We start from the raw sequence: 19,277 nt of genomic DNA on the forward strand, positions 1-19,277 counted from the left end.
CCGGTCCGGCCATCTCTGGATCGCGCCGCCGTTCCTCGGACGGCAAGATACGACCGTGACGTGGACCGTGCCCGAGGCCGTACGTATCGATGAGCCCTATGTCGCCGACGAGCGCACCATGTTGGAGGGTTGGCTGGACTGTCACCGCACGACTCTGTGGTTCAAGTGCGCAGGCCTGAGTGGCGCGCAACTGGCCCAGCAGGCCGTGCCACCGGCGAACCTGTCTCTGCTCGGTCTGCTGCGGCACATGGCCGAGGTGGAACGGTCCTGGTTTCGATGCAGGGTCGGCGGGCAGCAGCTGACACCGCTGTACTTCCCCGAGGACGGTAACCGGGACGCCTGTTTCGAGGAGGCCGACCCGATCCATGCGGAGCGGGATTTCGCGCAGTTGCGAGCGGAGTGGGAAGCGGCCCGGCAGGTCGTCAGGGGCGTACCGCTTGATCGGACCTTCGTGGTTCGTTTCGGTGAGGTGTCGCTGCGCTGGGTCTACATTCACATGATCGAGGAGTATGCCCGGCACAACGGCCACGCCGACCTGCTACGGCAGCGTATCGACGGCCGGACCGGGGTGTAGGGCTCACGCGGCGATCGTTCGTGGGCGTCCCCAGCGTTGTTGGCGTTCGCCGCGGATACGGGCGCGTTCGCGGCGTTGGGCTGCCAGGACGTCCGGGTGGCGGGCGTTGGCGTTGCGCCAGCGTAGGCATTGCCATCGGTCACGGGCCAGGACGGTGTGGTTGGGGTAGTTCGAGTTGGCCATGGCGAAGCTGCGTAGCGGCCCGAACTGGGCCTCGATCGGGTTCGCCCAGGACGCGCTGGTCGGGGTGAGATACAGCTCGACCCTGTTGCGGGCCGCCCAGGTGCGGATGGCCGGGGTCTTGTTCGCCGACAGGTTGTCCAGGATGACGTAGATCGGCGCACCGTTCGGTCGCTCCTTACGGATCGACTTGAGCGCGGTCAGGGTGTGATCGCCGCCTTGCGGCGGCACATCACACCCCAGAGCTGGTCATCGCCGAGGCTGTAGCAGCCGTGGAAGTAGCGGATGCCGTCAGCGTCTGTCCTCACTGTGACAGCGAGGGTCCTGCTGCCTGAACCTCATCGCTCCAGCAGTGCGGCGCCGTCGGCCCACTCGATCCGGTACTTCTTCATCTGGTGCTGCCCCCGAGCGGCGTCGGTCGGCCGGCCCTGCTTGCCGGCCGCCGCGATGCTGGGATCGGCGCCTCGCTCCAGCAGGTGCTGCAGGACGCGGAAGCGCATGCTCTGCTGCTCGGGCGTCCACGGCGTGGTGCCGGTGGCCGCCGCGAACCACAGCGCGGTGCGTCCAGCGGTGTCGATAGCGTCGAGCGGACAGCCGCCGTCGAGGAGCCTGTCGATGATCTCCACGCGAGCGTCGGCGGCGGCGCCGACAAGACCATGCGCCACCCGGTGCAGCGGCGTGTCCTGGAACACCGTCAGCGCCCCGGCGTCCGCGCCGGCGTCCAGCAGCATCGCGACGACCTCGGACGCCCCCACACCGGCGGCGACATGCAACGGCGTGTAGGAACGGGAGTCGCCTGGGTCTACCGCGGCGCCCTCGGCGATCAACCGACCTACCTTCTGCGCATCGCCCGCTCGGGCAGCGATGTGCAGCGGGCCCTCTCGCAGCTCGGTCATCTCCGCACACTAACTTGATCGACACTCGCCAGATCCACCGCGGGAGGTCGACGGCGTGACTGGAGTCGGCGATGCGGGCGTCCAGCTCGGCCAAGTGTGCAGGCGTCCGCTGTCGCTCAAGTGCGACGACCCATCAAGAAGACCGTGAATGCCAGATTCGTAGCGGTCGGCGTGCAACCGGTCGAACAGCAGCTCAAACAGCGGCACGCCGACGGTCTGCTCCGGCTGGCGGCGACCACCAGCGCGGCGGGTCCTTGCAGTGCGTTGCCCGCTCATGTCGGCCTCGATCGCTGCCTGCCGCCGTCAAGTTCATCGGCGAAGATGAGCGTCGAGCAGGCAACGGCAGGTCCGGATGGAAGTGGCTCAGACCAGCTGAGCGACCGCCTGTACCAGCTCGGCGGCTGCCTCCGAGCGCACGACGAACGCCCGGCCTGCGACGGGCTCGGCCAGGTGCCAGTCCCGGGGGAGGGGCACTTCCAGCGTGACCACCTCGACGTGCTCGTCGGAGCCGTCCGCTTCGGTCGTCAGCGCGCCCGCTGCAATTCCCGTCAGTCCACGGAAGTCACGACGCGGGCGCGCCTTGGAGGTGTCGTGTCAGGCGCCGGCCGGAGCCGGTGAGGTCGGTGCCGGGGTGTCGCGGCGGCGCCGGATCAGTCCGGCGACGGCGTCGAAGAGCAGGAACGCGACGAGGGTGACGCCGAACGCGGGCAGCGCCCAGCCGATCGCGGCGGTCACGAGGATACCGACGATGAGCAGCGGCACTCGCAGCTTCCGCCAGGCACCACGAGCGGGCGGCGCGCCGACGGGGGCCCGGCGTTCGCCGCGGGTGGGGCGGCGCTGCCACCACATCCGGTAGCCCCAGAAGATGACGCAGAGCAGGCCGATGGCGAGCGCGGCGAGCAGCAGCTGGTTGGCCAGGCCGAAGAGGTAGCCCATGTGGGCCTGGATGCCGAGGGCGGAGAGCTTGGCGAGGAACGGCCAGTCGGCGTAGTCGGTGCGGTGCAGCACCGTGCCGGCGACGGGATCGACGGCGATCTTGTCGAAGTGGACGGGCCAGACGTTGTCGTTCTGCACGACGGTCCAGGCGGCGCCGTCTTCGGCGGGGGCGCCGATCTCGATCGGGCCGGTGATGCCGTTGGTGCGGGCGATGTGCAGGACGGTGTCGACCTGTGCGGGGTCGCCGGCGGCCGCCGTGCCACCGCCGCTGTGGTGGCCCCCGCCGGTGGCGGCGGTCGCGCCGGTGGTGACCAGCTCGGGCCGGTTGGCGTCGAGGGAGTCCAGGGCGAGCTTGAAGTTGGCGCCGGCGTAGTCGGACCAGGTGAGCCCGGTCGCGGACAGGAACAGCAGGCCGACGACGAGCCAGACGCCGGTGGCGCCGTGCATGCCGCGGGTGCGGCGCACGCCCTTGGCGGCGGCGGTGTCGTAGAGCAGGGTGGCCTCGACGCGGCTGCGGCGCCTCTCGCCGCGGATGCGCCACTGCCGGTTGCACCACAGGATGAGGCCGCCGAGCGCGACGACCCACAGCCAGCTGGCGGCGGTCTCGGAGTAGAGCACACCGATGTCGTCGAGGTGCAGGTGCCGGTGGAAGTCGTCGAGCCACGTCGTCAGCGGGGTGGACCCCCACCAGGTGACCAGCTGGCCGCGGATCTCGCCGGTGTACGGGTCGACGTAGACGGTTTCCTGCTTCTCACCGAGCTCCGGGACCATGAACACGACCTTCGTCGTCGCGTCCGGGGCGGAGGCCGGGATCACGGTGGAGAACGTGCCGGTCGGGTGCGCGGCGATCGCGGCGGCGACCTGCTCCGACAGCGGCTTCGGCAGACCCGGTCCCACACGGGCGGCGTGCAGTTCCTTGTCGTACACGATGCTGTCGAGCTGCGGGGTGAAGACGAACAGCAGGCCGGTCAGCGCGGCGATCACCAGGAGCGGCGCGACGAGGATGCCGGCGTAGAAGTGCAGCCGGGTCAGCAGCGGCACCACCGACCACGTCCGGGCCGGCTGGCCGCCGGTGCGGGCGATGGGTGCTGCCGCGGGTTCCTCGGTCGGGGGCGAGACATCGGTGGCGACGGACATCAGGGAACCTCCGGGCGGGGCGACGGTTCGAGACGGAACGGACAGGTGGCACCCGCAGACGTCCTTGGCTGACGCGTCCACGAGCATGTAGTCGTCCGAAGTGCCCAGCAAGTTCCCGGTGAGTTTCGAAGAGTTCTCAGCGACGCTCGGCGGCCTCCGCGGCGCGGCGCAGGAAGGCGTTGTACCGGGCGAGCTCGTCGTCCTCACCCGCGGCTTCGGCCCGGTCGGCGGCCCGGTCCAGGCGACGCTGCTCGCGCTCGTCGGCGCGGATCCACCGCACGACCAGCAGGATCAGGATCGCCACCGCCGGGAGTTCGCCGAACCCCCAGGCGAGCCCGGCGCCGACGCGTTGGTCGGCGAGGAGGCTGCCGGCCCAGGCGGGGTGGACGGCGGTGTACCAGTCGGCGGCGATGACCGTGCGGGACTGCATCAGCGCGACGCCGAGGAACGCGTGGAACGCCATGCCGGCGAAGTGGACCAGGACCAGGACCGGCGGGGGCACCGCACGCCTGCCCGGGTCGACGCCGATGAGGACCCAGAAGAACAGGAACCCGGTCAGCACGAAGTGGGTGAGCATCGCCAGATGACCGAGGTGGTACCGCATGAGGGTGCTGAGCAGGTCGCTGAAGTACAGGCCGTACAGGCTCACCACGTACAGGCCGAGCGCGACGACGGGATGTGACAGGACCCGCAGGACGCGGCTGTGCAGGCAGAGCAGCAGCCAGTCCCGCGCGCCGCGGACCGCCGGGTCGGCGGGCTTGCGCAACGTCCGCAGGGCCAGGGTGGCCGGGGCGCCGCCGACGAGCAGGATCGGCACCACCATCGCCAGGACCATGTGCTGGGCCATGTGCGCGCTGAACAGCACGTACGCGTAGCGGGCGAATCCACCGACGGTGAACAGGCCCAGGAGCAGCACCCCGCCGAGCCAGCTCGCGGTCCGCGCCACCGGCCAGCGGTGCCCGGCGCGGTGCAGCCGCCACACGCCGATCAGATAGCCGGCGGCTGCCAGCGCCACGACGGCGATGAAGAACCCGTCCAGCAGCGGCGGCCAGATGACCCGAGCGGCGCTGATCGGCGGTGGGGCGGTGAATCCGAGCAGGTCGGTGACCGGGTCCGTGTCCACCGGGTCGGTCGGCACCGGGGTCGGCGTGCGGGACAGCGCCACCGCGAGGCCGAACGTCGCGGCGAAGACGAGGAGTTCGCCGGTCGCGAGCCGCCGGAACGATCCGAACGCGCGTCGCCGCTGCACGGCACCGAACACCCCGACCACGATCAGCGCGACGATCTTGCCGAGCAGGAGCAGCCCGTACCGGGAGCGCCACAGCTCGTCGACGGCACCGAGGCGGACCGCCGCGTTCGCGAGCCCGCTGACCGCGACGGCCACCCAGCAGCCCAGGGCGAGGCGGCTGTAGCCGCGGACGGCGACGTCGAGGACCCGGTCGGAGCGGAGCGTGAGCAGGGCGCCGAGGCCGCCGACCCACAGCGCGGCGGCGAGGATGTGCACGGCGAGGCTCGTCACCGCCAGCTGGTGGTTGCCTGCGCCGGCCGAATGGCCGGTCAGCGCGGGCGGCAGGGCGGCGACGCAGGCGAGCGCGGCGATCATGCCGGCGCCGGTGCGGGTGAGCACGATCCGGCACGCGACGGCGATGACCGCGGCGAAGACGGCCTGCGCGAGGGCGGACCGGCCCTGCGCCACCGACCACGCAAGGCTGCGGAGCCCGGCGAACGACACCTGGGACACGGGCTGACCGAGCAGGTCCGACAGGGTCAGCGGCAGCATCGCCAGGGCGGTCAGGGACCAGCCGGTCGCCCACCACGAGGCGCGGCGCAGCATCCGGTATCCGGCCGGGCCGAGCAGCTGACCGGCGCCGTGCCGGCCGCCGCCCGGGTTGTCCAGGCCGGGCAGCAGGAACGCCGCGGTCACGCACCAGCCGACGGTCGCCACGCACCCGACGTTGACGGCCGCGCGAACCAGCGGCAGCCCCCAGGTGGTGAGCGCCCCGGCGTCCGGCAGGCCGACGACCGTGCGTCCCGTGATCGCGCCGCCCCACCGCAACGCCGACACCAGCACTGCCACCAGTGTCATCGTGCCGGCGGCGAAGATGAGCGGCTTCCGGGCCTTTCGGGTCAGGTCCAGATAAGTCATAGTTTTCCGTGCACTACCGTGAGCATCGCCCAGGTAGTCGCTCCCAGACCCGGGTTGGTTCCCGTCACGAGGCTGTGATCTGTGGAACTCGAGGGGCCGCCATTCCGCTCGTCGTTTTCGAGAGGACCCAGCAGTCATGCGTCTCGTTCGCCTTGCTCGTGCCGGTGCCGCCCTGGCCGCGGTGGCCGTGGCGGCCTTCACGTTCCCCGGCGTGGCATCCGCGCACGTCACCGTCAACCCGAACACCGCCACCCAGGGCGGCTACACCAAGGTCACCTTCCGGGTCCCGAACGAGAAGGACGACGCCAGCACCACCAAGCTGGAGATCGCGATCCCGACCGACACGCCGATCGCGTCGGTGTCGCTCAAGCCGCTGCAGGGCTGGACCGCGGTCACCGAGAACAGCAAGCTCGCCACCCCGATCAAGACCGACGACGGCGAGATCACCGAGGCGATCTCGAAGATCACCTGGACGGCGTCGGCGGGCGCGGAGATCAAGCCGCACACGTTCCAGGAGTTCGACGTCTCCCTCGGCCCGCTGCCGACCAGATCGTGTTCAAGGCCCTGCAGACGTACTCCAACGGTGAGATCGTCCGGTGGATCGACGAGCCCGCCGCCGGTGCCGAGGCCGAGCACCCCGCCCCGGTGCTGAAGCTGACCAAGGCCGGTGCCGCCGCGAGCCCGGCCGCCGGCACCGCGGCGAACGTCGCGGCGCAGGACGCGGCCGCCACCGCCAACGACGGCGACACCGACGGCACCGCGATCACCCTCGGCGTCTTCGCGCTCATCGCCGGCCTCGCGGGGCTGTTCCTCGGCGTCCTGGCCTACCGCCGCGCCGGCCGCACCGGCTGACCGTCCAGCGAGCAGGGTCCGCCGTCATCACGGCGGCGGACCCGGCGGGAACTTCAGGACACGCGGCGGCGACTACCTGGTGTGCCGTATGTGAGTCCCTGCGTGTGGACGGTGACCTTCCGGTTGCGGACCCGCGGCACCGCGGCGCCGGTGATGACGACAACCCTGCGCACGTGACGGCCCGCTCAAGCGGCCCGGTCCAGGTCCGCGGCGCCCGTGCTGATCCGCGCCTGGCCCTGGATGAGTCGCAGCGGCGGCCGCGTGGCGGTGGGTTCCGGCAGCGGCTGCCGCTCGGTCAGGCGCCAGCGTGGCCGCAGCCCGCGGCTCGGTGGAGTGCCGGGGTCCAGACGGGGGTGGCACAGCGCCAGCACGAGGAGGTACCCGGCGAGCACGAACCCGTGACTGGCCAGCCGGATCTGCTGCACCTGACCGGCGAACACGTCGTTGGCGCTGAGCAGCGCAAGGAGCGCGACGAACGCGGACAGGATCGGCACTGCACCCGTGGGCCGGCTACGGCTCCAGGCGGCGAACGCGAACCCGGCACCGACGGCGACGTTCCAGGCGGCCGACTCGTGCCACAGGTGCCCCGCCGTGGCGCCCGCCGCCGCAGCCGCGTGGACGTGCTCGGCCGCGGCGTTGCGGGCGACCTGCGCCATGCCGAGCAGGAACTGCGCCGCGCCGAGCGTGCCGAGCGCCACCCGCAGACCGTTGCGCAGCCTCGGCATGTCGGGCCGGACCTTGCGCAGCAGCGCCGCGATGTCCAGTCTCGCGGGCACGCCGACCGGCTGGATGCGCACGGCGCGGGTCAGCATGAGGGCGTCGCGCTGCCACGTCCGGCAGGTGCGGCAGCGGCGCAGGTGTGCGTCGGTCTCGGCGGCCGGGACCGGCTCGGCCTCGCCGTCGAGCCGGGCGGACAGCGCTTCCTGGTACAGGTCACATCCCACACACCGGTAGTCGTCCCCAACCCGGAAAAGGTTCCACCAGGAACAGCGGAAGGCACGGTGGTGCGCCATGAACGCCGCAGGCCCGGATGACTCGCTCACCGGTGCTCGGCCTGTCCTACGCGGAGGCCGCCGAGGTTGAGGGTGTACCGATCGGCACGATCCGGCCACGGGTCGCCAGGGCGAGCGCGGAGCTGGTGGCCGCGCACCGCGCCGCGCAGGCCAGCTGATCAGCGCACCACGAGCTGCACCAGCAGCAGATGCGCGCCGTGGGTCTCGATCTCGAACATGCCGGCGGTGTCGGCGGGGAATTCCAGTGTTGCGGGCTGCCCGGCGGTGAGCGTGGCCTTGCGGTCATAGCCGTGGACGTGCAGTTCGTCGGGCACGTCGGAGGTGACAGTGAGCTTGATGGTGCTGCCCTTGCCGACTTCGACGCGTTGCACGGGCGGGTCGGCCCGCCCGGCCGTGATCGTCACGGTGATCTGCCGGTCCTGCACGGCGGCTGCGTCGCCGGTGCTGCCGCGGTACAGCAGCGCCACGACGACGCCGGCGACGATGAGGACGGCGACGGCGGCGAGCCGGGTGACGGTGTCCCGGGAACGGGCGGGTGCGGAGGTGACGGGCACGGCAGAGTCCTAACGCGAGCACGGTAAAGGGCTGCGGTCCCCGGTGCGCCATACACCGGTTGGCCGCTTGTCCGCTCCGGCTGCCGCTCCGGGGTTGTGGACGCGTCCAGCGTACCGGTGCCGCGTCGGCAGCGGCAGTGCCTCGTTCGTCAGCCCGTCCGGCTCCTGCGCCACCAGACGGCGCCGCCGCCCAGTACCAGCGCGACGGCGACGACACCGAGCACGACCCAGAGCAGTCCGCTGGCCCCGCTGTCGCTCGAGGCCGGGCCGGTCCCGACGGTCGGTGTCGCCGCCGAGGCCGTCGCCGGGGCGGCGCTCGTCGCCGGTGGCGGGCTGGACGGGGCGGTGGTGGTCGGTGCCGGTGCGGCGTTGGTGAAGGTGAGCTGGCCCTCGATCGGGTGGCCGTCGACGGAGACGGTCCGCCACGCGACCTTGATCGCGCCGGCGGGCAGCGGCTTGACGGACTGGGTGAGGGTCTTGTCGACGGACTTCGGGGTGCCGTCGCTGTAGGAGATGCCGTCGGGCCCGGTGACGACCACGGTGCTGAACTGCTGCTTCACCGGCTCGTTGAAGGTGAACGTGACTGCGGTCAGTGGGGCGGACACGGTGGCGCCGTCGGCCGGGTCGCTCTTGACGAGCTTGGCGTGTGCCCACGCCGGCGTCGGCGGGGCCAGCAGGACGAGCAGGGCCACGGCGGCGGCGGCCAGGACCGCGCGGAACGTTCGCATGCGTCCATCCTGGACCCTCCGGCACTCCGGTCGGCACTGCGGGCAGCGACACGAATCTCACGGGAACTTTCCCGGCGTGCGCCCCGACTACTCCCATGACAGTGCTCTCCGCCGAACGTGAAGGATGTCCGATGTCGTTGCGCAACCTTGGTGCGCTGGCCGGCGCTGTGCTGGTGCTCGCCCTCACCGCTTGCGGGTCCGAGGAGTCCTCGAGCAGCACACCGTCCGGGCAGGCCGCGCCGGCCGCCATGAGCGCGAGCGCGCAGGCGGCGCTGGTGGTCAAGGACCCGTGGGTGAAGAGCGCGAAGTCGGGGATGTCCGCGGCGTACGGCACAGTCATGAACAGGACCGGCAAGGAGATCGTCGTGGTGTCGGTGACGTCGTCGGTGTCGCCGATGATGGAGCTGCACGAGACGACCACGGTCGACGGGAAGATGGCGATGCGGCCGAAGGACGGCGGTTTCGTCATCCCGGCCAACGGCAGCCACGAGTTCAAGCCCGGCGGCGACCACTTCATGCTGATGGACGTCAAGACCGAGGTGAAGGCCGGTGACCAGGTCACGTTCACGCTGACGCTGAAGGACGGCGGGACGGTGCAGTTCACGGCCCTCGGCAAGGACTTCGCCGCGGGCAACGAGTCCTACATGCCTGGCATGGGTGGCAGCCCGAGCGCCAGCGCGATGACGATGGGCTGACATGACCCGTCGTGCACGCGGGCCGGTCAGCAGGCGTGCCCTGCTGACCGGCGGTGCGCTGTCCGTGGGCGGGGCGATCGGCGTCGCCGCGGCTTCGGCATCGCGTCCTGAGCAACGCGTTCCTGAGGTGTCAGCCGCGAACTTCGGCGGGCAGATGGTGCCGTTCTACGGTGCACATCAGGCGGGAGTGGAGACGCCGGCACAGGCACATGCCGCGTTCGTCGCGCTCGACCTCGCCGCCGGTGTGGACCGTGCGGCGCTGCGCCGGATGATGCTGGTGCTGACCGACGATGCGGCCCGGCTGACCCAGGGCCTCGCGCCCCTCGCCGACGGGCAGCCGGAGCTGGCGCACGTGCCGGCCCGGCTCACCGTGACGTTCGGGTTCGGGCCGCGGCTGTTCGACGCCGCCGGGCTCGGCGGCCGGCGGCCGGCGTCGCTGCAGCAGCTGCCCGCGTTCGGCATCGACCGGCTGCAGGAGCGGTGGAGCGGCGGGGACGTGCTGCTGCAGCTCTGCGCCGACGACCCGCTCACCGTCGCCCACGCCCAGCGGATGCTGGTCAAGGACAGCCGGTCGTTCGCGACCGTACGGTGGGTGCAGCGCGGATTCCGGCGCGGCCGCGGCATGCAGGACGACGGGGTGACCCAGCGCAACGTCCTCGGCCAGATCGACGGCACCGGCAACCCGGCGCCGGGCAGTCCGGTGTTCGGCGGCGCGGTGTGGACCGACACCGGACCCGCCTGGCTGCACGGCGGGACGACCGTGGTGATCCGCCGGATCCGGGCCGAGCTGGAGCAGTGGGACGCCGCCGACGCGGTCGGCAAGGAGTTCGCGGTCGGGCGGCGCCTGTCCGACGGCGCGCCGATCACCGGGCAGCGGGAGTCGGACAAGCCCGACTTCAACGCGAAGAACGAGCTCGGCTTCTCGGTCATCTCCGAGTTCTCGCACGTGGCCCGCGCGCAGGTGGGAGAGGACCGGTTGCGGATCTTCCGGCGTCCGTACAACTACGACGAGCCGCCCGGCGCCGACGGCACCGCCGACAGCGGCCTCGTGTTCGCCTCGTTCCAGCGCGACATCGGCGAACAGTTCATCCCCATCCAGCGCAAGCTCGCGGAGGCCGACCTGATGAACGAATGGATCACCCCGATCGGGTCCGCCGTCTTCGCCGTCCCGCCCGGCTGCGAACCCGGCGGCTGGATCGGCGAGGGCCTGCTCAAGTAGAAGGATCAGCGTCATATCCAGTACGCCACCCGCAGGCTGGCGACGCTGTGGGAGCCGCAGGCCCTGCCGGCGCCCGGGGCGCTCGTCAACCTCGTCGGCGCCGTTCGCGCGGGGTTGCTCGTACAGCCGGAGACGCCCGCATCCTCGACGGAGCTCGCCGCCCGTCTCGGCGTCACCACCACCGCGGTCAAACAGCACCTGCGGAGCCCTTCGAGGGCCACCGAAATCCGATCTTTTGCAACTTTGGTCACCCTCAGCCCGATCCCGCTCGGCTCCTTATTGCAAGATACTGGCAGAAGCAATCTGTTGGCGTCATCCTGAGAGGATCGCGAATGGCTGTCTACACGCTGCCGGATATGCCCTACGACTACGGCGCCCTGGAGCCGGCGATGTCCGGGCAGATCCTGGAGCTGCACCACAGCAAGCACCACGCCGCATACGTGAAGGGTTCCAACGACGCCCTCGACCAGCTCGCCGAGCTGCGCGAGAAGGGTGACTTCGGTGCCCTGGTCGGGCTGGAGAAGACCCTGGCCTTCAACCTGTCCGGGCACGTCCTGCACTCGATCTTCTGGAACAACCTGTCACCCAACGGTGGCGACCGCCCCGACGGCGAGCTTGCCGCCGCGATCGAGGAGCACTTCGGCACGTTCGAAGGCTTCGCCGGTCAGCTCTCCACCGCCACGAAGGGTGTGCAGGGCTCGGGCTGGGGCGTGCTGGCGTGGGAGCCGCTCGGCAGGCGCCTGCTCGTGGAGCAGGTGTACGACCACCACGGCAACGTCGGGCAGGGCACCACGCCGCTGCTCGTCTTCGACGCCTGGGAACACGCCTACTACCTGCAGTACAAGAACGTCCGTCCCGACTACGTCGACCAGCTCTGGAACCTGGTCAACTGGGCCGACGTGCAGGCCCGCTTCGCCGCGGCCACCGCGGCGGCGTGACCGAATCCGCTCGCGGCACGAGCGCCGAGATCGTCCAACGCGTCGCCGGGTCATCGCCGCGAAGCACCGCGGTGACCTCGCCGGCGCCGAGGCGCTGCTCGGCGCGTTCTACCTCCTCGCCGAACTCGCGCCCGACCTGGTGCGGACCCAGACCGGGAAGAGCGTGGAGGACCTCGTCCGCGAGCTCAACCTGCTGCTCGAACGGGCGCTGACGAGCCTGCCGGACCGAGCGTGACGCAGCACACGGGCACCCCATCGCATCCGGTGGGGTGCCCGTCGGCATGATCTGAGGGAGGTGGCGGCGCCCAGTTCAGGTTGAGGACCATCGCGCTGGGCGCCGCCGCGCCTGACTGCACCCTGCGCAGCCATGGCGTCGACGAAGAACCCGCCAGGCAACGGTGACCACTCCAAGGACCGTACCCAGCCAGGACCCTCCTTCTGCCAGTCTCCTGTATTTGCCAATCAGTTGCAACAAGGCCACTGCCGGTGGTTTGTAACTACAGCTGGTATGCATCGAGACGAGACGCATCGAGACACCCCATGACGATCTTGATACTGTCGCGGACGTCCCGGCGTGCGGCGTCACGGTCGTCCTCCCGGCTGGTGCGGGCGCCCGCTGGCACACTGGCGGGCATGGTCGACTGGTACACGCGGACCGACGTGGGTGGCGGCGTCATCCGGATCTCGGAGCCGCACGTCAACGAGCTGCTGTCGGCGAACTTCTGGTGGCTGCGCGGCACCGACCGCGACATCGTGATCGACGCCGGGCTCGGTGTCGTCGGCCTCCGGGACGCGGTCGCGGGCCTGTTCGATCGCGACCCGATGGTCCTGCTCACCCATGCGCACCTGGACCATGTCGGTGGCGCGGCCGAGTTCGCCGACCGGGCCGCGCACCCCGCCGAGGCGGAGCTGCTGGCGGCGGGTGTACCGGCGAGCCTGTACGGCGCGGAGCTCTACGACAAGCTGGGGATCGACGCGGCGGGGGAACCCGTCCCGGAGCTGATGCTCGACGTCCTGCCCGGTCCCGGCTACGACCCGGCCGGCTACCGCGTCCGGCCCGTCACCCTGAGCCGTACGATCGACGACGGCGACCGGATCGACCTGGGCGGGCGGGTCCTGACCGTGCTGCACCTGCCCGGCCACACACCGGGCAGCATCGCCCTGCTGGAGGAGCGCACCGGCACCCTGTACTCCGGCGACGTCATCTACGACGGTGGCCTGATCGACGACCTGCCGAACTCCGACGTCGCCGCCTACCGGCGGAGCATGGAGCTCCTCGCCGACCTCGACGTGTCCGTCGTCCACCCCGGCCACGGGCGCAGCTTCGACAGGACGCGCCTGCAGCAGCTCGCCGGGGCGTACCTGCACAGGACGGCTGAGGTCCCCGGCTCGGGGATGTCCATGACGGAGGGCTCAGGGTAACTCCCTGATGGCACCGGCGATCAAAACCGGTCGCTGGGAGGAGGTCCGGCCGGGGGTCCGCGTGACACGATGCCGCCAGGGACTGACGGGGGAGCAGGGATGGTGCTGTCGCGACGAAGATTCCTGGCGGGGGCGGGGCTGGCCGCGGGTGGGGTGGTGGCCGGCGCGGCGGGCGGACCGCTCGCACGGCACGCGTTCGGGCTGGACCACCCGCCGCTCAGCGGTGGCTACGCGTCGGCCGCCGACGTGCTCGCCGACGCGCAGTCGCCGAGCACCACCATCACGTATCACGTGCGCACCAACGAGCCGGTCGTCGCGTTCACCTTCGACGACGGGCCGGCGCCGAAGTGGACGCCCATGGTCCTCGACGCCCTCGACGAGTGGCAGGTGCCGGCGACGTTCTTCATGGTGGGGCGCAATCTCAGGCGGCACGCGGACGTCGTACACGGGCGGCTGGACCGCCACGAGATCGGCAACCACACGTGGTCGCACCCCGACCTCGCCACGCTCGACCTGCGCCACGCCGTCGACGAGGTGCGCCGCGGCGACGAGGCGATCCGTGCGGTGACCGGGCGGACGCCCACGCTGCTGCGGCCGCCGTACGGGCACCTCGGCGGCTCCACCGTCCTCGCCGCCGACAAGCTCGGCTACCGGCTGGTGCTGTGGTCGCACCAGATGGACGAGCGACGCTACCGCCGCGACCCGCAGCAGCAGGTCCGCGCCATCGTCGACGCCGTGCAGCCCGGGTCGATCGTCCTGGCGCACGACGTCGGCCAGCCGCGCAGGTTGGTGGCGCTGCGCCACCTCGGCGAGATGTTCGCCGGCCTGCGGGCCCGGGGGTTCCGCCTCGTGACGGTGTCGGAGCTGCTCGCCATGGACCAGAACGACCCTGCCCGCCGGCCTTGACGAGCCGGCGGTGCCGCCCGGGACAGCGGACCGTCCCGGGCGGCACCGGGGTCAGGCGGGCCGGCCGTAGAGGGTGATCTCCGCGGCGGAGGCGTAGGCCGCGCCGTTGGTGGCGCGGGTGGTGCGGAGGCGGACCTGCCGTGCGGTGGTGGGGGTGAAGGTGACGGTCCTCGGGGTGCTGCCGGCCGGGAAGGTGCCGGCGGCGACCTGGGTCCAGGTGGTGCCGTCGGTGCTGGTCAGGATCTGGTAGTCGGCGATGGTGCCGTTGGTCCCGCCGTCCTGGCGGGGCAGGTAGTCGAGCCGGTCGACGACGACGCTGTTGTTGAGGTTGACGGTGAGGTGGTGCGGCATCGGCGCCACGCCGCCGGTGTAGGCGGTGTGCCAGATGGTGGCCGGGTTACCGTCGGCGGCGTTGGCGGGGGCGCCGTTCTCGCCGGCGGACTCGGCGCTGTCGGCCGTCACGGTCCAGCCCGCCCGGGACAGCAGGGGCAGGCCACCGCCGCCGACCGCCTCGTCCGTCGGCACCGCCTGGAAGACGGCGACCTCGAACGGCTGCAGCGTGATGGTGACGGGCGTGGCGGCGTCGGCGACGAAACCGCTCCGGCGGCCGTCGCGCTCGGTGAACCTGTACCGCCGGTGCGCCCCGCCCGGCAGCTCGAACACGGTCCGCGGGTCGACGGTGAACGCCTGCGCGGCCGTGGTCGGGTTCCTCAGCATCAGCATGCCCGTGGAGGCACCCGCCGTGGAGTTCCACGCCGCGGTGCCGTAGACGGCGCCGGCGGCCGGGTCCCCGCCGATCCAGTGCACGTCGCCGAGCAACCGCTCGTTGGCCCGCGCCCATCGGGCGTTGGCCGCCACGGTGTCCCAGAACCAGGCCGCACCGGGCCGGTCCGGGCTGACGAGCGTGTTGCGCACGTACAGCTCCTGCAGGCTCAGCCCGAGCGCGAAGTAGGCACGGACGTCCTGCGAGACCTGCTCCCGCACCGACGGCTTGCTCAGGTCGTAGTCGGCGGTGAACTGCGGCGTGCGGTCGGAGAAGATGATGCCGTGGTTCATCAGGCTCGGGATCGGGAACAGCGGGTTCTGCGTCGCGACGTTGCGAAACGTCTCGGAGTCGCGGTAGCTGACGTAGCGCTGCTGCGGTGTGCCCTGCCCGGCGAGTGACGCGTCGTGCCCGTCGCGCCAGATCGAGTCGGTGTACCACAGCCAGTACGGTGAGCCCCAGGTGCCGACGGTCGAGTTGACGAACACGTCCTTCTGGTGTGCGCGCAGGTCCGAGGTGAGGCCGAGCAGCGCCTCGTAGTCGGCGATGTAGGCGGTGTTCGGGCCTGACTGGTACAGCCCGCCGCCGATGCCGTCGAACTTGAAGCCGCGCACGCCCTGGTTGTCCATCATGTCGAAGGCCACCGACCGGAACCGGTCGTAGTACCGGGGGCCGGCGAGCATGAACTGCCCGCCGGCGTGGGTCTCCAGCCTCCGGTCGGCGGGTTTGCCGGCGTTGAGCGCGGAGCGGGTCGACGCGCTGCTGCCGTAGCCGCCGAACGGTGACATCCACACCGACAACGATGCGCCGTACTGCGCGGCGGCGGCCCGCTGCGGTGCGAAGCCGGTCGGGAACTGGGTGGGGTCGAACGACCACACGTGCAGGTTCGTCTCGTCCACGGGTGGCGTGCGCAGGTAGTCCCATCCGTCGTCGACCCAGAAGCTGTCGATCTTCGCGCCCCGCGTGGTGAGCTGGGTGCCGAACAGGTTGACGGCGCGGGTCAGCTCGGCGCCGTCGATGACCTCGCCCGGCGGCTTGAGGTCCAGCCAGCTCTGGTAGTGCAGGAACGTGCGCCGATCGTGCGCCCGCTCGCGCGCCAGGTAGTACTGGAAGGACCGGCGGAGCTGCCCGGCCGCGGCGACGCCGGTCGAGGCGGTGTACTGCCACGACGCGCCCGCGGTCAGGTCGCCGGCCCGGCGGACCGCGATGTCCACCGTGGAGCCGGAGACGGTGGCCTTCGCCATCGGGTTCTCGACGCCGACGAAGACGGTCTCGCCGCCGGCGGTGCCGTGCACGACGGGGCTGCCGTCGTCCTGGCCGAGCACCCGGGCGTTGCCGAGGTTGAGCTCGACCAGGCGCAGCGACGTGATGTCGAACGTGCCGGCGACGGAGCGGACGGTGAAGGCGTGCTGCACCGTGTTCGCGCCGTCGCGCAGCCGCACCTGCCACTGCACGTCGAGGGTCCGGCCGGCCGACGTGTGACGGAACGTCGTGGTGACCGCCTTTCCGGCCGACCGTTCGGCCAGGCGCGCGGAGCCGGCGTTCGCGGCCAGGTCCGACAGCGCGGGTGGGGCGGACACGGTGCTGTTGGCGGTCGTGATCGTGCTGCCGTCGGCGAGCGTGAGCGTGAACAGCCCGCGCAGCGTCATCGGCACCGTGGTGTTCGTCGCCCGGTTCTGGAACCGGGTCAGCGACACGGTGCTGCCGGTGAGGCTCCATGTGCTGGACAGCGCGGCGTTGGCGAGGGTGAACGTGCCGGCGGACAGCGACCCGGTGGCCATCCCGGGCACGGGGCCGGGGAAGACGATCCCGCCGGCGTCGGCGTAGACAGGGTCGGGTGGCGGTGCTGCCGCCGCCGGGCCGCCGGCGGCGGACACGCTCACCAGCGTGCCGGCGGTGGCGGCGAGCGTCGCGGCGGCCGCGAGGAACCGCCTGGTTCGGACCTGCATGTCATGCTCCTGCGTGCTGGAAGGGGGTGGTGCCGGCGGGCACCGTCACCACCCCGGCCGTCGTGCGGGACAGGTCAGAGGGTCGGCGCGGTCCATTGCTGGTTGACGGCGCCGTGGCAGGCCCAGAGGATGAGGCGGGTGCCGTTGGCGGTCGCGCCGCCGCTGGCGTCGAGGCACTTCCCGCCGCTCTGGTACGTGCGTGCCGCCGCGCTGTAGGTCCAGCGCTGGTACGCCGCACCGTTGCAGGTGCGGATCACCGCGGCGGTGCCGTCGGCGGTGGCGCCGTTCGCGGGCTCGAGACACTTGCCGAGCGAGCGCAGCGTGCCGTCGGTGTGGTGTGTCCAGGTCTGGTTGGCGCCGCCGTGGCAGTCCCACAGCGCCACCTGGTTGCCGTCGGCGCTGCTGTTGTTCGGCACGTCGACGCACCGGCCGCTGCCGGCGCCGGTGACCGTGCCCCGCTTCGGGCCGTAGACCTCCAGCTCCCACAGCGAGTACCCGAACGTGGTGGCGCGCTGCGTGCCGTACATGCGGACGTACCGGGCGGTGCCGGTGACGGCGTGCTCGTCGGTGCCGCCGTCACCGGTGGTGGTGCTCGCCACCGTGGTCCACGTGGCCGCGTCGTTGGAGGTCTGCACCTGGTAGGCCCGGCCGTACGCGGCCTCCCACCGCAGCACCACCCGCGACAGCTCCTTCGCCGAGCCGAGGTCGACCTGGATCCAGGTCGGGTCGGCGTAGCCGGAGGACCAGCGCGTGGCCGCGTTGCCGTCGACCGCGTCGGCGGCCGGGAAGCCCGCCGTCTCCGTGGACGAGGCGGTGACCGGCCGGTTGTACGCCAGGTTGTCCGCCGAGCCCGGCCAGCCGGGTGAGCGGCCGACCTTGTCCATCACGGCGGTGAACTCGGTGTAGGTCGGCACGGGCTTCGGCGAGCCCCACGTCTGCTGCGCCACCACCCGCAGGATGCCCCGGATGCCGGCCTCGACCTGCTCCTCGGTCTCCGCGTCGGGGTTGTCGCACCAGACGTGGACGAGGGTGCCGAGGTTGCGGCCGGGGGCGTTGACCGTCTGGTTGCCCTGGAACCGGTCGGGCGTCCAGGTCTCGTAGCCCCACGTCAGATTCGGCTTGCCGCCGCCGAGCACGTAGTACGTCGGGTCCCAGGACTGGTTCGTGATCGTGTGCCCGCGGTCGAGCAGCCCCTGCGGCGAGAGGCCGTAGTTGTACCAGAACTCCACGACGATGTTCGACGCCGGGCGGACGGTGCCGTCGCCGCCGATGCCGTCGTTCCACATCCGGGTGGTCTTGCCGCCGGCGCGGACGATGTCGTTGGCCCAGTTGATGAAGCCGTAGTAGGTGTCCTTGGCCACGGCGTTCGGGCCGTAGTTGGCCCGGGCGTAGGTGAGCAGCTGCGGGTAGGCGTTGTAGTTGCCGACGTACTCGTCGGCGCCGATGTGCCAGTACCGGCCCGGGAACAGCGGCAGGTACTCCTGGATCAAGTCCCGGACGAGCGTGTAGGCGCCCGGCTCCGACAGGTCGAGGTAGTACGGGTTGCGGTTGCCGGCCGTGTCGTCGAGCTGCAGCTCCGGGTGGTTGGCCAGGATCGCGTTCATGTGCCCAGGCATGTCGATCTCCGGGACGACCTCGATGTGGTACTGCGCGGCGAGCGCGACGAGGTCGCGGATCTCCTGCTTGGTGTAGTGCTGCGCGGACACGACCTCCGGGTGGGTGCTGCTCTCCAGCCGGAATCCGAACGTGTCGGAGAGGTGGAGGTGGAGCCGGTTCATCTTCAGGTAGGCCAGCTCCTTGATGTGCCGGCGCAGCCACTCCACGGTGAAGTACTTGCGGCCCTGGTCGACCATCAGACCGCGCTCGGACTTCGACGGCGCGTCCGTGGTGGTGCCGGCCGGGATCGTGGTGCGCTGCTTGAGCAGTTGCAGCACGGTCCGGGTGCCGTAGAACGCGCCGGTGTCGGTGGAACCCTGGACGGTGATGGAGGAGCCGACCGTCATCGCGTACCCCTCGGCCGGCTGGGTGCCGCCGAGGGTGAGCCGGATGTCGCCGGCGCTCGCGGTGCCCGTGGCGACGGTGACGGCACGGCCGGTCAGGTCGCGCAGGTCCGCGGCGAAGGTGGCCGCGTCGTCGTTGAGCTGGGCGGTGTAGGCCGGGTCGACGACGATCCGGGAGGTGGTGGTGAAGGCCGCTGCCCGCGGTCCACTGCTGCAGCGCCGGGATGACCTGGAGGTCACCGGGCGCGGCGAGCGCCGGGGTCGTCCGCAGGACGAACGCGGTGGCGCCGGCGGCCGCGGCGAGCACCGCGGCCCCCGCGACGAGCTGTCTGACCCTTCGAACTTGCATGGGCGTCTCCGATCTGCGTG

At 71.5% G+C, this 19,277-nt stretch carries 16 protein-coding genes and 3 pseudogenes; 9 read left to right on the forward strand and 10 right to left on the reverse strand.

Annotated features, from left to right (window positions below; translation table 11 throughout):
* The first annotated feature begins 55 nt into the window (after positions 1–55).
* The gene (locus ABZ321_RS45625; RefSeq protein WP_354902352.1) at positions 56–574 is read left to right on the forward strand and encodes a DinB family protein; all 519 of its coding nucleotides are present in this window, start codon (positions 56–58) and stop codon (positions 572–574) included.
* 3 nt (positions 575–577) lie between these two features.
* On the opposite strand, the pseudogene ABZ321_RS45630 reads toward ABZ321_RS45625, so the two are convergent.
* From ABZ321_RS45630 to ABZ321_RS45650, 5 genes and pseudogenes are all read right to left on the reverse strand, one after another.
* Positions 578–1,044 (reverse strand): annotated as a pseudogene (locus ABZ321_RS45630) (transposase); the annotation flags it as partial.
* 48 nt (positions 1,045–1,092) lie between these two features.
* A complete protein-coding gene (locus ABZ321_RS45635) occupies positions 1,093–1,650 on the reverse strand; it encodes an ankyrin repeat domain-containing protein (RefSeq protein WP_354902354.1) in 558 nt (185 codons plus the stop codon).
* A 363-nt stretch (positions 1,651–2,013) separates the two neighbouring features.
* A complete protein-coding gene (locus tag ABZ321_RS45640) occupies positions 2,014–2,139 on the reverse strand; it encodes a hypothetical protein (RefSeq protein WP_354902357.1) in 126 nt (41 codons plus the stop codon).
* Positions 2,140–2,244: 105 nt separating this feature from the next.
* Positions 2,245–3,723 carry a PepSY domain-containing protein gene (locus tag ABZ321_RS45645; RefSeq protein ID WP_354902359.1) on the reverse strand — a complete coding sequence of 493 codons (1,479 nt, stop codon included), beginning with the start codon at positions 3,721–3,723 and terminating at the stop codon, positions 2,245–2,247.
* Positions 3,724–3,859: 136 nt separating this feature from the next.
* Entirely contained in the window at positions 3,860–5,869 is a 2,010-nt protein-coding gene (locus tag ABZ321_RS45650; RefSeq protein WP_354902361.1) for a cytochrome c oxidase assembly protein, read from the reverse strand.
* Between the two features lie 136 nt (positions 5,870–6,005).
* Between ABZ321_RS45650 and ABZ321_RS45655 the strand changes: the two are divergent.
* Positions 6,006–6,466 (forward strand): annotated as a pseudogene (locus ABZ321_RS45655) (YcnI family protein); the annotation flags it as partial.
* A 48-nt stretch (positions 6,467–6,514) separates the two neighbouring features.
* Positions 6,515–6,721 (forward strand): hypothetical protein, encoded by a 207-nt coding sequence (locus ABZ321_RS45660; RefSeq protein WP_354902393.1) that lies wholly within the window; start codon positions 6,515–6,517, stop codon positions 6,719–6,721.
* 185 nt (positions 6,722–6,906) lie between these two features.
* On the opposite strand, the gene ABZ321_RS45665 is transcribed toward ABZ321_RS45660, so the two are convergent.
* Positions 6,907–7,665, reverse strand: coding sequence for a zf-HC2 domain-containing protein (locus tag ABZ321_RS45665; RefSeq protein WP_354902363.1), 759 nt, complete (start codon positions 7,663–7,665; stop codon positions 6,907–6,909).
* Between the two features lie 95 nt (positions 7,666–7,760).
* Here ABZ321_RS45665 and ABZ321_RS45670 point away from each other — a divergent pair.
* Positions 7,761–7,892: pseudogene (locus tag ABZ321_RS45670) on the forward strand (sigma factor-like helix-turn-helix DNA-binding protein); the annotation flags it as partial.
* On the opposite strand, the gene ABZ321_RS45675 reads toward ABZ321_RS45670, so the two are convergent.
* Both ABZ321_RS45675 and ABZ321_RS45680 read right to left on the reverse strand, forming a co-directional pair.
* The gene (locus ABZ321_RS45675) at positions 7,893–8,288 is read right to left on the reverse strand and encodes a cupredoxin domain-containing protein (RefSeq protein WP_344505959.1); all 396 of its coding nucleotides are present in this window, start codon (positions 8,286–8,288) and stop codon (positions 7,893–7,895) included.
* A gap of 149 nt (positions 8,289–8,437) precedes the next feature.
* Positions 8,438–9,016: a copper resistance CopC family protein gene (locus tag ABZ321_RS45680; RefSeq protein WP_344505958.1), complete on the reverse strand. Its 579-nt coding sequence runs from the start codon at positions 9,014–9,016 to the stop codon at positions 8,438–8,440.
* A 131-nt stretch (positions 9,017–9,147) separates the two neighbouring features.
* Here ABZ321_RS45680 and ABZ321_RS45685 point away from each other — a divergent pair, with 131 nt between their 5' ends.
* The 5 genes from ABZ321_RS45685 to ABZ321_RS45705 all read left to right on the forward strand — a co-directional run bounded on the left by ABZ321_RS45685 (position 9,148) and on the right by ABZ321_RS45705 (position 14,196).
* Positions 9,148–9,711: a copper chaperone PCu(A)C gene (locus tag ABZ321_RS45685; RefSeq protein ID WP_354902365.1), complete on the forward strand. Its 564-nt coding sequence runs from the start codon at positions 9,148–9,150 to the stop codon at positions 9,709–9,711.
* A gap of 1 nt (position 9,712) precedes the next feature.
* The gene (locus ABZ321_RS45690) at positions 9,713–10,930 is read left to right on the forward strand and encodes a Dyp-type peroxidase (protein WP_354902367.1); all 1,218 of its coding nucleotides are present in this window, start codon (positions 9,713–9,715) and stop codon (positions 10,928–10,930) included.
* 332 nt (positions 10,931–11,262) lie between these two features.
* Positions 11,263–11,868 (forward strand): superoxide dismutase, encoded by a 606-nt coding sequence (locus ABZ321_RS45695; RefSeq protein ID WP_344505955.1) that lies wholly within the window; start codon positions 11,263–11,265, stop codon positions 11,866–11,868.
* A 633-nt stretch (positions 11,869–12,501) separates the two neighbouring features.
* On the forward strand, positions 12,502–13,290 hold the full coding sequence (locus tag ABZ321_RS45700; protein WP_354902370.1) for an MBL fold metallo-hydrolase: 789 nt from the start codon (positions 12,502–12,504) through the stop codon (positions 13,288–13,290).
* A gap of 99 nt (positions 13,291–13,389) precedes the next feature.
* Entirely contained in the window at positions 13,390–14,196 is an 807-nt protein-coding gene (locus ABZ321_RS45705) for a polysaccharide deacetylase family protein (RefSeq protein ID WP_344505953.1), read from the forward strand.
* Positions 14,197–14,247: 51 nt separating this feature from the next.
* Here ABZ321_RS45705 and ABZ321_RS45710 read toward each other — a convergent pair whose 3' ends face one another.
* Entirely contained in the window at positions 14,248–16,908 is a 2,661-nt protein-coding gene (locus ABZ321_RS45710; RefSeq protein ID WP_354902372.1) for a discoidin domain-containing protein, read from the reverse strand.
* A gap of 74 nt (positions 16,909–16,982) precedes the next feature.
* A complete protein-coding gene (locus ABZ321_RS45715; protein ID WP_354902375.1) occupies positions 16,983–19,148 on the reverse strand; it encodes a family 20 glycosylhydrolase in 2,166 nt (721 codons plus the stop codon).
* Positions 19,149–19,277: the final 129 nt, after the last annotated feature.

The organism is Dactylosporangium sp. NPDC006015, from assembly GCF_040614215.1.
Classification (GTDB): domain Bacteria; phylum Actinomycetota; class Actinomycetes; order Mycobacteriales; family Micromonosporaceae; genus Dactylosporangium; species Dactylosporangium maewongense.